This is a genomic window from Cyclobacterium lianum, assembly GCF_900143075.1.
GTDB lineage: Bacteria > Bacteroidota > Bacteroidia > Cytophagales > Cyclobacteriaceae > Cyclobacterium > Cyclobacterium lianum.
Genome location: NZ_FRCY01000013.1, coordinates 70,703 through 86,212 on the forward strand (window position 1 = coordinate 70,703; position 15,510 = coordinate 86,212).

14 protein-coding genes are annotated in these 15,510 nt (G+C 45.6%); 11 read left to right on the forward strand and 3 right to left on the reverse strand.

Annotated elements, in window-relative coordinates; all coding sequences use genetic code 11:
- The first annotated feature begins 283 nt into the window (after window positions 1-283).
- Window positions 284-1,753: a Gfo/Idh/MocA family protein gene (locus BUB19_RS17995; protein WP_073096365.1), complete on the forward strand. Its 1,470-nt coding sequence runs from the start codon at window positions 284-286 to the stop codon at window positions 1,751-1,753.
- 67 nt (window positions 1,754-1,820) lie between these two features.
- On the opposite strand, the gene BUB19_RS18000 is transcribed toward BUB19_RS17995, so the two are convergent.
- On the reverse strand, window positions 1,821-2,237 hold the full coding sequence (locus BUB19_RS18000; RefSeq protein WP_084097454.1) for a GNAT family N-acetyltransferase: 417 nt from the start codon (window positions 2,235-2,237) through the stop codon (window positions 1,821-1,823).
- Between the two features lie 128 nt (window positions 2,238-2,365).
- Between BUB19_RS18000 and BUB19_RS18005 the strand changes: the two genes are divergently transcribed.
- The 9 genes from BUB19_RS18005 to BUB19_RS18045 all read left to right on the forward strand — a co-directional run bounded on the left by BUB19_RS18005 (window position 2,366) and on the right by BUB19_RS18045 (window position 12,783).
- Entirely contained in the window at window positions 2,366-3,487 is a 1,122-nt protein-coding gene (locus BUB19_RS18005; protein WP_073096367.1) for a Gfo/Idh/MocA family protein, read from the forward strand.
- A 237-nt stretch (window positions 3,488-3,724) separates the two neighbouring features.
- Complete coding sequence (locus BUB19_RS18010) at window positions 3,725-4,768, forward strand: quinone-dependent dihydroorotate dehydrogenase (RefSeq protein ID WP_073096488.1); 1,044 nt, start codon at window positions 3,725-3,727, stop codon at window positions 4,766-4,768.
- 62 nt (window positions 4,769-4,830) lie between these two features.
- Window positions 4,831-7,290, forward strand: coding sequence for an FtsK/SpoIIIE family DNA translocase (locus tag BUB19_RS18015; RefSeq protein WP_073096369.1), 2,460 nt, complete (start codon window positions 4,831-4,833; stop codon window positions 7,288-7,290).
- A gap of 18 nt (window positions 7,291-7,308) precedes the next feature.
- The gene (locus BUB19_RS18020; RefSeq protein WP_073096371.1) at window positions 7,309-7,968 is read left to right on the forward strand and encodes an outer membrane lipoprotein periplasmic chaperone LolA1; all 660 of its coding nucleotides are present in this window, start codon (window positions 7,309-7,311) and stop codon (window positions 7,966-7,968) included.
- Window positions 7,969-8,016: 48 nt separating this feature from the next.
- On the forward strand, window positions 8,017-8,832 hold the full coding sequence (gene pyrF, locus BUB19_RS18025; RefSeq protein WP_073096372.1) for an orotidine-5'-phosphate decarboxylase: 816 nt from the start codon (window positions 8,017-8,019) through the stop codon (window positions 8,830-8,832).
- Window positions 8,833-8,906: 74 nt separating this feature from the next.
- Window positions 8,907-10,211 (forward strand): DUF2851 family protein, encoded by a 1,305-nt coding sequence (locus tag BUB19_RS18030; RefSeq protein ID WP_073096374.1) that lies wholly within the window; start codon window positions 8,907-8,909, stop codon window positions 10,209-10,211.
- 53 nt (window positions 10,212-10,264) lie between these two features.
- Window positions 10,265-10,903, forward strand: coding sequence for an acetyltransferase (locus BUB19_RS18035; RefSeq protein WP_073096376.1), 639 nt, complete (start codon window positions 10,265-10,267; stop codon window positions 10,901-10,903).
- A gap of 55 nt (window positions 10,904-10,958) precedes the next feature.
- Entirely contained in the window at window positions 10,959-11,945 is a 987-nt protein-coding gene (gene trhO / locus BUB19_RS18040) for an oxygen-dependent tRNA uridine(34) hydroxylase TrhO (protein ID WP_073096378.1), read from the forward strand.
- A complete protein-coding gene (locus tag BUB19_RS18045; RefSeq protein ID WP_073096380.1) occupies window positions 11,926-12,783 on the forward strand; it encodes a nucleoside phosphorylase in 858 nt (285 codons plus the stop codon). The genes trhO and BUB19_RS18045 overlap by 20 nt, the downstream gene beginning before the upstream one ends.
- A gap of 362 nt (window positions 12,784-13,145) precedes the next feature.
- Here BUB19_RS18045 and BUB19_RS18050 read toward each other — a convergent pair whose 3' ends face one another.
- Window positions 13,146-15,029 carry an ABC-F family ATP-binding cassette domain-containing protein gene (locus BUB19_RS18050; RefSeq protein WP_073096382.1) on the reverse strand — a complete coding sequence of 628 codons (1,884 nt, stop codon included), beginning with the start codon at window positions 15,027-15,029 and terminating at the stop codon, window positions 13,146-13,148.
- On the opposite strand from BUB19_RS18050, the gene BUB19_RS24395 reads away from it, so the two are divergent.
- Window positions 15,028-15,192, forward strand: coding sequence for a hypothetical protein (locus tag BUB19_RS24395; RefSeq protein ID WP_218588574.1), 165 nt, complete (start codon window positions 15,028-15,030; stop codon window positions 15,190-15,192). The two genes, BUB19_RS18050 and BUB19_RS24395, sit on opposite strands and share 2 nt — an antisense overlap.
- Before the next feature lie 5 nt (window positions 15,193-15,197).
- Here BUB19_RS24395 and BUB19_RS18055 read toward each other — a convergent pair whose 3' ends face one another.
- On the reverse strand, window positions 15,198-15,509 hold the full coding sequence (locus BUB19_RS18055; protein ID WP_073096384.1) for a hypothetical protein: 312 nt from the start codon (window positions 15,507-15,509) through the stop codon (window positions 15,198-15,200).
- Between the last annotated feature and the right edge of the window lies 1 nt (window position 15,510).

Genomic DNA, 15,510 nt, shown 5'->3' on the forward strand with positions numbered 1-15,510 from the left:
TTTTTCCGTTTTCCTGTAAACTCTTTCTGAGGCTTCTCCAGGCAAACTATCGCTTTGCCGATAAATCCTGCTTCCTACCGAACTGGTCTTTATCTAAAACCGGTCCCTTGCTGCTTTGGCTTAAGGAACTTTTTTTACAGAGACTAACCGCATTCAATTTATGAATTTGTCCCCGCTCAAACGGAATAATGGCAAATGAAAGGGTTTTATTTGATTCCTTAAAAGTATTTTCTTTTATTTATGAACATACTTATTCAATTTATCCTTAAAATAAACCCAAATAATGAAAGAAAGAAGGGAGTTTATCAAGAAATCCATTTTTGGTGCCGGCGGCCTTACCATTGGTGCTATGGGTTTCAGTGCCAAATCTTATGCATCCATAATGGGGGCAAACGAACGGCTCAGAATTGCCGTATGCGGCGTCAATGGTCGCGGGAAAACCCATATCCGGGAATTTTCAGAGCATAAAGAAGCTGAAATAGCTTATCTGGTGGACCCTGACAGCCGCGTACTGGGTGAACGTGTACAGTCACTCCGGGAGGGAAAGACCAATAGCAATAAAGTAAAGGGAGAAAAAGATGTTCGTAAAGTACTGGATGACAAGAATATAGATGCTATCAGTGTGGCGACTCCGAATAACTGGCATTCACTGATGGTGGTCTGGGCAGCCCAGGCAGGCAAACACTGCTATGTTGAAAAACCCGCCAGCCATGATGTACATGAGGGCAGGATAGCACTTGCCGCGGCACAAAAATATGGAATAGTGGTACAACACGGAACCCAAAGGAGGAGCAGTGACAATTGGGCCAGGCAGATTGGAGAAATCAAATCGGGCAAGTATGGTAAAATGAAAGTATCCCATGGCTTTGCCTGTAAACCAAGGGAGGGAATCGGCTACAGTCCGGTGACCAATCCGCCAGACCACCTTGATTGGAATTTGTGGAAAGGCCCTTCGGTGATTGATGGATATCACGAAAATCTGGTGCACTACAATTGGCACTGGTTTTGGCAGGTAGGCAACGGCGAGCTGAATAACCAGGGAACACATCAACTGGATGTGGCTTACTGGGCATTGGACGACGAGGTAGCAAACACGCATCCGAAAAGAGTGATGGCTCTGGGCGGCAGGTTTCGATGGGACGATCAGGGCGAAACACCCAACACCATGTTTGCTCTGGCCGAGTTTACCAATGGGCAATATGTATTTTTCAATGTCAGAAATGTGGACCATGAAGGCTACGAACGGGCAGTGACCAACAGGTTTTATTTTGAAGACGGCGGCAGATTGTTTGAGGGAGGGGAATACCAATCACACAATGGAAGTCAGCCCAGGGATTTAGCTGCAGCACCTGTACCGATCACCCCCGGAGGGGCCTTTGGCAGTTTCGTCGCAGCGTGCAAGGCCAATGACCCAATGATGGCCAACGGCAACATGTATGATGCGCACTACAGTTGCACCATGGGCCATTTGATGAATATTTCCTACCGGCTCGGAGAAAAAGTTCCTTTCAATGCAAAGGCAGGACGGTTTGGAGACAACCAACTGGCTTTTGAGGAATTTATGAAAATCCATGAGATTGCCAGAGATGGGATGGGCGTGCCCGTAGACCAGGCCAATTATATCGTAGGACCCTGGCTGGAATTTGATGGGGATTCAGAGCATTTTGTTGGAGACCGGTCCGTGGAAGCCAACCGTCTGCTATATGATCCACGAAGAGCAGAGTTTGATCTGCCATCTCCTGCCTCTGTTTAAGGTCAGGAGCAGGCAGCGTCTGAAAAAGAGTTGCTATACCCTCTTCCCAGGCATTAGCTACTGAGGATTAGGTCAATTTGTCCAAATCTTCCAGGTAGTAGCAGTTTTCGTGTTTGGACATGCCTATTTTAGGATAGTATCCGGTAGCTTTGGGGGCAGATAGCAGGATAAGTTTTGCAAGGGGATAGGCGGCTTTGGTCCTTCGGATCAGGTTTTTGCCTATCCCCTGTTTTTGATATTCCAGGTCTACCGCCAGATCAGAGAGATAGGTGCAATATGCGGTATCGGTGAGTGAACGGGCTATCCCGATCAATCTTCCTTCCTTTCTGGCAGTGACGATGAGGTTGGCATGGCGGATCATTTTCTCCAGTCTTGCCGGATTTTCCACCGGCCTTCTTTCTCCGAGGGTAGAGGCGATAAGGACCTCCCGAAATTCAGCTACAGAAAGCTGGTTTTCTATCTGGTAGGTAATCAATTCCATCATGTGGAAAGGTTGAGTTTTGGTTGAGTTATATTTTAAGGGGAAGGTAGTAAAATTTTACAATTATAGATAAATCCAATATCTTGCAATATACTGATCAGAAAAAACCATAACCGTAAACTCAGTTTCCCATGTCCAGTAGAAGAAATTTTTTACACAAACTGACACTCTCCGCAGTGTCTATTCCCTTTATACCCGGTTTTGAGACCAAACCTATGTACAAGATGAGCAAAAAATCCGATCAAGGCACGATGTTGCGCGTAGCTATAATGGGCCTGGGAAGCTATGGTACCAGAGTAGCCGAAGCAATGGAGGCATGTAAAAAAGCGAAGTTGGTAGGTGTGATTAGTGGCACTCCCTCTAAAATCACCGACTGGCAGGCAAAATACGATATACCTGAAAAAAACTGTTATAATTACGAAAATTTTGACGCGATCCGGGATAATCCGGACATAGACGCTGTCTACATTATCACACCAAATGCGTTACATCACCCCCAGGCATTGAGAGTGGCGGCAGCCGGTAAACATGTAATCTGTGAAAAGCCCATGGCGCTCAACGCCAAAGAGGGCAGGGAAATGGTGGAGGCATGCAAAAATGCCGGAGTCAAACTACTGGTGGGTTACCGCATGCACTTTGAGGCAAATACCCTGGAAGTAATCCGGATGAGGGAGGCTGGAGCATTTGGAGAAATTAAATTTTTTCAGGGGCTGAGCGGATTCAGGATCGGTGATCCAACCCAATGGAGGTTGGACAAAGCCCTTGCCGGCGGTGGGGCGATGATGGATATAGGCATTTACTCAGTAAACGGCGCACGGTATATGATAGGTGCTGAGCCCGAATGGGTTACTGCTCAGGAAACCAAAACAGATCCGGTGAAATTTAAAGAAGGAGTAGATGAGACCATCATGTTTCAATTTGGGTTTCCTGGTGGTGTGGTGGCCTCCTGTTTGTCTACCTATAGCATGAGCAACCTGGACCGCTTTTTCCTGAATGGAACAGAAGGATTTGCAGAGATGCAACCCTCCACTGGTTACGGTCCGATAAAGGGAAAAACCCATAAAGGGCCATTGGATAAGCCTCACATCACTCACCAGACGGTGCAAATGGATCGCATGGCAGAGATAATATTGGAAGGTGATACCGCCAAAGTAGCTGTAGACGGAGAAGAGGGATTGAAGGATTTGATAATCATCGATACGATCTACAAGGCAGTAAAGTCCGGAAGAAAGGAGAAAATCAAACTGGGATAAGAAAGGTTATTTCTTTCGGTTACTATTCTCCTCCGATACCTTGTCTTTTGTACGTAAGCCCGGTTTCTGCCAAGCGATCCTGCAGACACCGGGCATTTTTTTGCGTTAGGTGATCTCTCTAGGGTACATTTCAGTTCAGATAGGATGTCCCGGTCATTAACTTCTAATTTGTGCAGCGGGAGCAGGGCAATGTCACAGAATTGGATTATTTTTGTGATTAGCCAAAACTCTTTCGCCGTGTACAAGCATTTGATCAAACCTATATTGTTCACCCAAAACCCCGAATCAGCGCATCATATCACCTTTTCGTTGATAAAAAGGCTGTTTAATCTGCCAGTTATTCGTTCGGTCATCCAATCGGCCTTTGCCTATGAGCACCAGGATCTGGAGCGGGAGGTTTTTGGGCTGAAGTTTAAAAACCCGATAGGTCTGGCAGCGGGGTTTGATAAAGATGCCAGGCTCATCGATGAAATGTCCCTATTGGGCTTTGGGTTCATTGAAATTGGCACATTGACACCCAAAGCACAGCCAGGAAATCCCAGGCCTCGATTGTTTCGTCTGCCCAAGGATCAGGCGCTAATCAATCGAATGGGCTTTAATAATGGGGGCGTTGCCGCGGCTGTGGAGCGGTTAAAAAAGCGAAAGTCAGGGATACTGGTGGGAGGCAATATTGGAAAGAATAAAGATACGCCAAATGATCATGCGTTGGACGATTATTTATACAGCCTGCATGCCTTGCACCCTCATGTAGATTATTTTGTAATTAATGTAAGCTCGCCCAATACGCCCAATTTGCGGGAGCTCCAGGAAAAAGAACCCCTGAAGCGCCTGCTATTCGCCGTAAAATCGGCTGCGGATCATTATCCCCGAAAACGGCCGATATTGCTTAAAATCGCTCCTGATCTCAGTGATAATCAATTGGATGACATCATCGCCATCGTTACGGAGACAAAGATAGACGGCGTTATTGCTACCAATACCACTGTGACAAGGGAGGGCTTAGAGACCTCGGAAAAGCTGGTAGGTAAAATCGGAGCCGGTGGCCTTAGCGGAAAAATCCTGAAAAAAAGAAGCACGGAAGTGATCCGTTACCTGACAAGCAGATCCGGAAATGCCTTTCCCGTGATTGGAGTTGGCGGAATTTTTACTGCTGAAGATGCTTTGGAAAAGTTGGATGCCGGTGCCAGTCTGGTGCAGGTATATACTGGTATGATTTATGAGGGGCCCGCAATGGTTAAGCGATTGAAAATGGGACTGGTAGGAAGGTTAGTTGAAACCTGATTCTTTTTTATTTCTAATGCAAAAGTTAAATTACATCCTGATAGTGGAGGAAAGGAATTACCATGGCTGCGAATACATATAAAAAGAATACTTTTAAAAAGAAGGCTGATCCGGCAAAGGGAAAGGTAAAATCCCGAAGGAAAACCATCAATTGGGCTGTTTTTAAAGACAAGCGATGGGGACTATCTTTTGGTATTTTTTTTATGATGTTCGCTGTCTTTATGTTGCTGGCTTTTTTGAGCTACCTGTTTGCGGGACAGGCAGACCAAAGCCTGGTCAGTGATTCCGGGCTGCCGTTACGAACGAGAGCAGGAGAAACCCAAAATCTTTTAGGGTATACCGGGGCCGTCATGTCGCACTACATGATATACCGTTGGTTTGGGCTGGCTGCATTGCTATTTCCGCCCTTCTTGTTTTTGTGGGGCCTCCGGCTTTCTGTCAAACTTAAAGCGGTCTCACTGACCAGATATGCCGTTTTTTCTTTGTTTTTCCTGGTTTGGCTGGGACTACTGCTGGGCTATCTGGTTCATTTAACTGACGGATTTCAGTACCTGGCCTTTTTTAGTGGAGGTTTTGGGTATGAACTTGCGTTGATTACCGATGAATTTCTGGGTTGGGGAACCTTCATCTTGATTTTTGGATCTCTTTTGATTTTCGTCATCGTATTTTTTAATGTGGATCAGATCCGGTGGTTTTCCCCTGATGAAAATGCAGGAGTTCCGATCCCACCAGAGCCTGATCCGAAGGAATCCCCTTCAACCGATGCAGTAGAGGAAGCGGTAAATTCCCGGAATACCGGGGATGAAGAAGTTGATCATGATGAAGAGACATCAGTCAGCAGTTGGAAGCTGTCTGAAAAGGAAGTTTCAGAGGCAAAGAAGGACAGTACGCAGGAACCCGCCTTTAACATAGAGGAAAGAAATGAAGAGGACTATGGAGAGCCGGAGGAAAGAGCGGACGGTTTCTATATTCAGGAACAGCAGGTAGAAGAAAAAACAGCAGATACGGTTGAAAACTTGGATCCTTATGATCCTACCCTGGATTTGCCGAGCTACAGGTATCCTACTCTGGAACTCCTCAATGAGTATGACCAGCAAAAGGTAACGGTTACCAGGCAGGAATTGGAAGAAAACAAGAATAAGATTGTAGAAACGCTGGTAAATTTTAAGATCGGGATTCAGGAAATCAAAGCTACAATCGGGCCTACGGTAACCTTGTATGAAATCATTCCGGATCCGGGAGTGAAAATCAGCAAAATTAAAAATCTTGAGGATGATATTGCGCTTAGTCTGGCTGCATTGGGCATCCGGATCATTGCCCCAATACCGGGAAAGGGTACTATAGGAATTGAAGTCCCCAATAAAAACAGGGAATTGGTGGCCGCAAGATCTGTGCTGGGCACAGAGAAATTCATGAAAAGCGATAAGGATTTGCCAGTGGCTTTGGGTAAAACCATTTCCAATGAAGTGTTTGTGGTAGACTTATCCAAAATGCCCCATTTGCTCATGGCTGGTGCTACGGGACAAGGCAAGTCCGTCGGGTTGAACATGATCCTCGCTTCTCTCATCTACAAAAAGCATCCCTCTCAGCTCAAATTGATCCTGGTAGATCCAAAAAAAGTTGAGTTGACGCTGTTTAATAAGATAGAAAGACATTTTCTGGCAAAGCTGCCCAATGCTGAAGAGGCCATCATTACTGATACCAAAAAAGTAATATACACGCTTAATTCACTCTGTATAGAGATGGATAATCGGTATGACCTGCTAAAAGATGCCAGTTGCAGAAACCTGAAGGAATACAATGCCAAATTTGTGGCCAGAAAGTTAAACCCGGAGAAAGGACATCAGTTTATGCCTTACATCGTGTTGGTAATCGATGAGCTGGCTGACCTGATGATGACAGCCGGGAAGGAGATTGAAGGGCCTATTGCCAGGTTGGCCCAATTGGCCCGGGCCATAGGCATACACCTGGTGTTGGCTACCCAGCGTCCTTCTGTTAATGTAATTACGGGCATTATCAAAGCCAATTTTCCCGCGCGTTTGTCTTTTAGGGTGACCAGCAAGATAGACAGCCGTACAATATTGGATGCGGGTGGGGCAGAACAGTTGATAGGAATGGGCGACATGCTGCTTTCAATGGGATCCGATGTGATCCGGCTGCAGTGTGCTTTCCTGGATACCCCTGAGGTGGATGCTATATGTGAGTGGATAGGAGACCAAAGGGGCTACCCGGATGCTTACCTGCTCCCGGAATTTGTTGGTGAAGAGGATGGAGGCATAGCCGAGGTAGACCTTGCCGATAGGGATCCTTTGTTCGATGATGCTGCGAGATTGATCGTGTTGCACCAGCAGGGCAGTACCTCCCTGATACAGCGCAAATTAAAGTTGGGGTACAACCGGGCAGGAAGGATCATTGACCAGCTGGAGGCTGCAGGGGTAGTTGGTGCATTTGAAGGCAGTAAAGCCCGGGAAGTATTGGTGCAGGACGAAAACAGTTTGGAACAATTATTGAACAACCTTTGAAAATATTGACGCATTAAAATGAGAGGGAAAATAACGATTATTGCAGGTCTTGTGCTATTCTGTACCATTCAGATGCTGGCTGTGGGACAAAATGACCCGAAGGCTGTAGAAATACTTGAAAAAGTAAGCGATAACTACCAAAGATTGAATGGTTTCTCGGCTATTTTTGAATACACCTATTCGACTGAAGAAGAAGGTTTGATACAAACCAACACGGGTGAAGTAACGGTAAAGGGAGAGAAATATCGGCTTACCCTGAATGATCAGGAGATATTTAATAACGGAAATACGGTATGGACACTCATAAAGTCCAATAGGTACAAGGAAGTAACCATCAATGATGTAGAAGAGGATACTGAAGAACTTACCCCTTCAAACATTTACAGCATCTACAAGAAAGGCTATGAGGCACAGCTTGCGGGCAGCAGTGTGATGTCTGGAGTTCCGGTACACGAAATCCTTCTTACAGCTGAGAAGCCCAATGCTCAATTTGAGAAAATCAAACTTTACATAGATAAATCAAAAAATGATTTGATGGCTTGGGAGATACAGGATGATGTAGGCGGTACATTTAAATATACATTTAAGGACCTGAATAGCGACATCAACATTATGGATGACTATTTTGTATTCAATACCAATGAAAATGAGGACGTTGAGGTAATAGATCTCCGCTAATCTCATCTGCATCATTTTGTTTTGCAGCGGTTTTCCTATTTTTGCTCCATGACATCACAGGAAATATTTGCGGAAATCCAGAGAAAACAGTCTTTTTTATGTGTGGGGCTGGATCCGGTGTGGGAGAAATTGCCCCGCCACCTGCATAGGGAAGAAGACCCGGTTTATGTGTTTAACCGGATTATCATTGACCATACTATTGATCAGGCAGTGGCGTATAAGCCAAATCTGGCGTTTTATGAAGCAATGGGGCCGGGAGGTCTGGAGACACTACAAAAAACCCTCGACTACCTGCCAAACAACGTTTTTACCATCGCCGATGCCAAACGAGGCGATATCGGAAATACCTCGGGTCTGTATGCCAGAGCATTCTTCCAGCAGATGAACTTTGATGCCGTAACAGTAGCGCCTTATATGGGGCGGGACAGTGTTACTCCCTTTTTGGAATTTGAGGGCAAGTGGGTGATATTGCTGGCACTTACTTCCAATGAGGGAAGCCAGGATTTTCAAATGCTGACCGACGAGCACCATCATGCCCTGTTTGAACGAGTTTTGGAAAAGAGCAAAAATTGGGGCAGTTCGGAGAACATTATGTTTGTGGTCGGTGCCACTCAGGTAAGTCATCTACAGTCAGTCAGAAAAATCGTCCCCGACCATTTCTTACTTGTTCCGGGGGTAGGTGCACAGGGAGGTAGCCTGGAGGAAGTGGCCAGAGCCGGCATGAATAAGAGGTGCGGGCTGCTTGTCAATTCTTCAAGAGGAATCATTTACGCATCCGGTGCCGAGGATTTTGGGCTGGCAGCTAAAAAGGAGGCCCAACAACTGCAGATATCCATGGAAAAGTTGCTAAATACCTATTGCTAAGGAAATTAATTTTCACACTTTTTTGGGGTTTTTATTTTTCTGGGTAAATTAAATCTGATTTCAATGTATTTTTTATGGTTCAATTTCAGGAAGATTTTCTTCATCTGGTATGGAAGTACCAGTATTTTGATAAAAAGGGACTGGCGACCAGTTCGGGCCTTCCATTATCCATTCAGAAGATCGGATGGCACAATCAGCATGAAGGGCCCGATTTCAAAGAGGCAGAAATTATTCTGGGAGGTATAAAAAACTATGGACATGTAGAGATTCACCTGAAAGCCTCCGATTGGAAAGCCCATCATCACCACAAAGATCCTGCTTACAATAGCGTGGTATTGCATGTGGTTTGGGATCTGGATGAAGAAGTTTTCAGAGCTGATGGTACGGCTATACCTACCTTGTCGCTCTCGGGAAAGGTACCTTTTGATGTGATCAGAAATTATGAAAAGTTGCTGTTTTCTCCCAATAAGTTACTCTGTAGCGAGGCCCTGGCCGAAGTCCCGGCCATATTGAAGTTTTCCATGCTGGAAAAGGCACTGGTAGAAAGAATGCAGGAGAAGAGCCGGATGGTGCTGTCACTCCTGGATAAAAACGGGCAGGATTGGGAGGAAACAGCCTATCAGTGGTTATTCCAAGCATTCGGGTTTAAAACCAATGCAGGCCCCATGCTTAAGCTGGCCCGGAGCCTTCCCTACAAATTGATCAAGAAAAATGCGGGTAACCTTACGCTCGTAGAGGCGATGATCTTTGGGCAGGCAGGGATGATAAATCCCACCCTGGGTTTGGAAACGGGCTACCAGGATACACTCAAAACCCATTTTGATTTCCTTCAGAGGAAGTATAGCTTAAAGAATAAATTGTTCGGATCAGAATGGAAGTTTATGAAGGTGCGGCCGGGAAACTTCCCTTCGCTGAGACTAGCTCAACTGGCAGCCTTATTGAACCAGACACCCAATTTATTTTCCAATGTACTTTATGAACTGGATAATCAAGCGGCTTTCAAGGATATTTTTGTTTTTGAATTGAGTGATTATTGGCGGCAGCATTACCATTTTGGCAAATCCATGAAACGGAAATTCCGGCCTGGCCTGAGTCCGGCTGTGCTCGATTTGTTGGCCATAAACTTTGTGATACCCCTGTGGTACGCCTATGGGCGATATGCAGATTTGAATCAATGGCAGGAAAAGTGTTTCAATTTCTTACAGGAAGTTTCGGCAGAGAAAAATAGCCTGACGGATATTTTTTTGGCTGTAGGCTGGCCACCTGGCAATGCCTTTGACAGCCAGGGCATGCTGGGATTGTACCACGGGTACTGTGCCAAAAGGAAGTGCCTTTACTGCAAAATTGGTCAGAATCTGCTGAGGCCTAATCTGAAATGATCTTTGCATGGGATAGTAATTTCCTGTAATTTTGCATTTTAAAACAAAAAATTATGGACAAACCCATCATTATATTTGGAGCCCGGGGGATAGCTCATCCCGCTCTGGAGATTTTTAATAGCCATGAGCTGGTGGTGTATGGATTCCTGGATGAAGATGAAAGCCTGCACAGGAAGGAGATCAATAACATCAGCATATTGGGCGGACCGGAGGATGATGGTTTTCTAAAACTCATTGGAAAGAAATGTGAGGCATTTGTAGCCATTGATGATGCAAAGTACAGGGAGGCGTTGGTAACGATGCTGAATGAGAAAAGAAAGGTGCAGCCTGTCAATGCCCTCCACCGGTTGGCGTATTTGTCTACTGATGCAGCCATAGGTCATGGAAATTTCATCAACGCCAAGGTAACCATCGGTGCTGGCGCCGAGATTGGTAACCACTGTATTTTGCATACCAATGCCAGCATAGAGCACCAGGCGAAGCTTGGAGATTTTGTGCAGGTCGGCGCCGGAGCGGTAGTAAATTCTGGCGTGACCATAGAGAAAGGTGCTTTCATTGGCTCAGGGGTGACACTGGTCGCCGGGATCAAAATCGGAAAAAATGCGCGGATCGGAGCCGGATCGGTTGTTATTGCCGATGTAGAAGCCAATCAAACTGTCTTTGGCAATCCGGCAAAAGAGATTGAATCGTGATTACAGGTAATTGATATTTAACAAATAACACCCTGCCTGAAACAGGGATTGAGTTATGGAATACAACATTTTATTGTACTACTGCTATGCCCGGATCGATGATTTGGAGGCTTACCGTGATGAACACCACCTGTTTTGTATCGAAAACAATATCAGGGGTAGAATCATCGTCTCCTCAGAGGGACTAAATGGCACGGTGTCGGGACTAAAAGAGGATTGTGAAAAATACATGGCGTATGTCAAATCTGATCCCAGGTTTGCCGATACCGAATTTAAAGTCGATGAGCACCACGAGCATGCTTTTGCAAAGATCAATGTAAGGGCAAAAGACGAAATCGTGCATTCCGGATTGAAACACATCAATCCACGCCTAAAGACTGGAAAGCACCTGGAGCCTGAGGAGTTCAGGGCATTGAAAGATGAGGAAGACGTGGTTATTCTGGATGTGCGCTCCAATTACGAGCATGAATTGGGACATTTTAAGAATGCGGTTAGGTTGGATATAGACAATTTCAGGGATTTTCCCGCAAAAGTAAGTGAGCTGGCACACCTGAAAGAAAAGAAAGTGCTTACCTATTGTACCGGTGGTATCAAATGCGAAAAAGCATCAGCCTTTCTACTCGAACAGGGATTTAAGGATGTTTACCAATTGCATGGAGGGATCATCAAATATGGCATGGAGGCAGGCGGGGAAGATTTTGAAGGGAAGTGCTATGTCTTTGACAATCGCCTTGCTGTAGAGGTAAATCAGGTCAACCCAAAAATAGTTTCCAAATGCTTTGTTTGCGGCACTGCCTCAGATCGAATGGTCAACTGCGCCAATCCGGACTGTAACGAACATGTGCCTATCTGTGAATCCTGTGGCTGGGAAATGGAAGGAGCCTGTTCTGAAGTATGTAAAACACATCCGCAAAAAAGGCCCTATAACGGCACCGGATACTATCAAAAAAATACCAATGGGTATAATCCTTACAAGGGGTTTTACCAGAAACCCAATGCGTCGAAAATAAAATCTGTGTTACATGGCAAAACCCATCCCTGAATCTGAGCTCATCATCAATGCAGATGGTAGTATCTACCACCTGAATCTGATGCCGGGCCAGGTGGCAGATACGGTGATTGCCGTCGGGGATCCAGACCGGGTGGGTAAAATATCCAGGTATTTTGACAGCATTGAATACACTGTTCAAAAGCGCGAGTTTGTCACCCATACGGGTTTTTACCAGGGTAAAAGGCTCAGCGTGATCAGCACCGGCATGGGAACGGACAATGTTGAAATTTTTATGACCGAACTGGATGCACTTTTTAATGTGGATTTTGATACGAGGCTTCCAAAGAACGAACACCATCGATTAAACGTGGTGCGTGTAGGAACTTCCGGCAGCATGCGGTCTGATATTCCCGAAGGAAGTTTGCTGGTATCCGATTTCGCTGTGGGTCTTGACAGCCTCATGGCATTTTATACCCTTGAGCAAACAGATATCGAGGCCAGGATCTCCAATCAGGTAAAAACCTGCCTTGATCTGCCTTTTGCTCCCTACTGCGTGCAGGGGTCCGCTGCCCTGCGCGCTAAATTCCAGGGATTGCAGTCAGGAATTACAGTTACCTGCCCGGGATTCTTTGGCCCGCAGGGCAGAAGGGTTAGGCTGGAGCCTTCATTTCCCGATATCTTTGACCGCCTGGGGAACCTTAATCCAGAGGGTCGTCACCTGTCCAATTTTGAAATGGAGACGGCCGGATATTATGCCATGGGGAGGCTTTTGGGCCATGCGACCCTTAGTCTGAATGCCATCGTTGCCAACCGGCTCACAGGCACCTTTTCTGACTCTCCGGAAGAGCTCATTGAGAAGTTGATTGCCGAAGTATTGAAGAGAATCTAAAAGGCCTTTTCCTTTTCAATTCCATTTTAGGGAAATTGCAGCGTGACCATAGTGTATACTCAGGGTAAAATCCGGCCAATGCAGCGATTAATGCTCGACTATCTAGAGATATTTTGCGGGATAAAGGAACCCTCAGCATAACCGTAAGAGGTATTATCAACACCAGGATAGGCAGATTCCGAAAATTCTGGTTTAGAAATGAAGATTTACGTTTTGTAATGGACAGGGTTTGCGATTGCGAAACCCTGAAAGAAACATCGTACTTGACCTGCAGGTTTGGTGCATTTACAGACAAATGTAGTCCTGGAGATGGCCGTGACCTTTGGTGCAATCAGATAAAAAAAAACCTATTGACCCGCGGCTTAGTCTATCCCATCCAATTCACTGAGTTCCAGCCAGCGCATTTCCAGACCGGAGGCTTTATTGTCAATATTTTCTATTTCTCTGGACCATTCTATAAGACATTGGTGGTCGTCCGTTCCTTCATTGATTTTATTGATTAGTGAGGCCTTGTCTTTGGCCAGCTTTTCCAGCTCTCTATTGATGCTTTCAAATTCTTTTTTGTCATTGAAGCTTGCCTTATTGGTTTGGTTATCCGGTTTTTTCCTATCCTGCATTGTGGGATCTGCAGCTTTTTTTGCCGTGGATGCTTTTTTTTGTTTCAGGTTTTCGCGGAAATCGCTGTAGTTGCCGGGAAAATCACTGATCTGACCCTCACCTTCGAAGACAAAAAGGTGTTCTACAAGCCGGTCCATAAAATACCGATCGTGCGAGACAATGATCAGACAACCTGGAAAATTGTCTAAAAATTCTTCAAGAGTATTTAGGGTGACAATGTCCAGATCATTTGTCGGCTCATCCAGGATAAGGAAATTCGGACTTTTTACCAACACCATAAGCAGTTGGAGTCTTCTTCTTTCACCACCGCTTAATTTTGACACCGGGGTGTGCTGTTGCTTTGGCGGAAATCCGAATTGGGTAAGGAATTGACTTACCGTAATCGTACTTCCGCCCGCCACCGTTACGACCTCGGCCACTTCTTTGACGATATCGATCAATCGCTTGCTTTCATCAAAGCTATCCTCCTCCTGTCGGTAATAACCAAAAGCAGTTGTCTGACCGATGGTAACGGATCCCCTGTCCGGACTGATCAGGCCGGTAAGCATATTGAGGAAGGTGGTCTTACCCGCCCCGTTTGGTCCTACAATGCCTATTTTGTCCCGCTTTTTAAAGGTATAACTAAAGTCTTTTACCAATTTGACATCACCGTAGGATTTGTCTATTTTTTCGATTTCCACTATTTTTTTTCCCAGCCGCTGCGCTGTCACTTCCAGGCTGATGTCGCGCTCCTCAGCCTTACTGAAGGCTTTTTCCTTGGTTTCCTCAAAGGCGTCGACCCTGTATTTGGCTTTGGTGCCCCTGGCTTTGGGTTGGCGGCGGATCCACTCCAGCTCTTTTTTATACAGGCTTCTGGCTTTCTCCTGTTCGGAGGCCTGAGCGGCCTTACGGTCTGCCTTTTTCTGCAGGAAGTATCCGTAATTTCCCGAATAACGATAAAGATTACCCTGCTCCAACTCGAGGATCTGATTGGTAACCTTATCCAGAAAATACCGGTCATGGGTGACCATGAGCAGGGAAAGGTTGGCTTTGGAAAGGTACTCCTCCAGCCACTCAATTGTTTCCAGGTCCAGGTGGTTGGTAGGCTCGTCCAGCAACAGGAGATCCGGAAAATTCAGTATGGCTTTGGCAAGGGCTACCCGCTTCCTTTGTCCTCCGCTGAGTGCCGCCACCGGAATGCCGGTATCATGAAGGCCCAGTTTGCCCAGCACCTCGTTGATTTGATATTCAAAATCCCAGGCCTGCAGCTGATCCATTTTTTCGAAGAGTGGCTGTAAGATTTCGTTTTTGCCTTCTTTTTCCGCCAGCAAAAGGGCTTTCTGATAAGCCTGAATCACCTGTATCGTTTCGTTGTCAGGGTCGTCAAAGATGGTTTGGTAAATGCTTTTTTCCCCGGAGAAAACCGGGTTTTGGTGTACATAAGCAATCTTTACTTCCTGGTTGATCACCACCTGTCCCTCATCAGGGATCTCTTCGCCCATGATAATTTTCATCAGCGTGGATTTTCCAGCTCCGTTTATGCCGACCAGAGCTGTTTTCTGCCCCTGATCTATCCCAAAAGAAATCCCGGAGAATAGTACTCTTTCTCCAAAAGATTTGCTCAAATTCTCTACAGATAGGTAATTCATGCAGCAAAACTACGACGGTATTTCCGATTATTCAATTGTTGGGTTTCGACAACATGCGGGATTCACGGGCAACCAAAAAATTTATGAATCAAAAATGCCGGGAGGAGTCAGCCATGCGGTAAATATCCGAAAGGAGAGGGGAGTGGAATGCACTGCGAAATAAATGCCCTATTTCATCAGCTCATTTATAGCACTGATCAAAGAACGTACACTTTGTTTGAAATGAAGCAACGACTCTTCAAAAAAGGGCCTGGCATTTCCTTTTTTTCCCTTGTATTGCTCTTCAAATTTGGCTTTTTTTTCTTTTAGTTCTTTTTCGAGTTTTTCTTTATTCTTGTGGAGCTCCTTGATCTTTTTTTCTATTTCGTCACTGGCCTCACCAGTAGCTTTGGTCCCCTTTTCGATCAATACCTCAATTTTGTTGCCTATTTCCTGAAGCATCTTTTCGATCTCTTCAAATCCTGATTTCTTCTTTTCCATA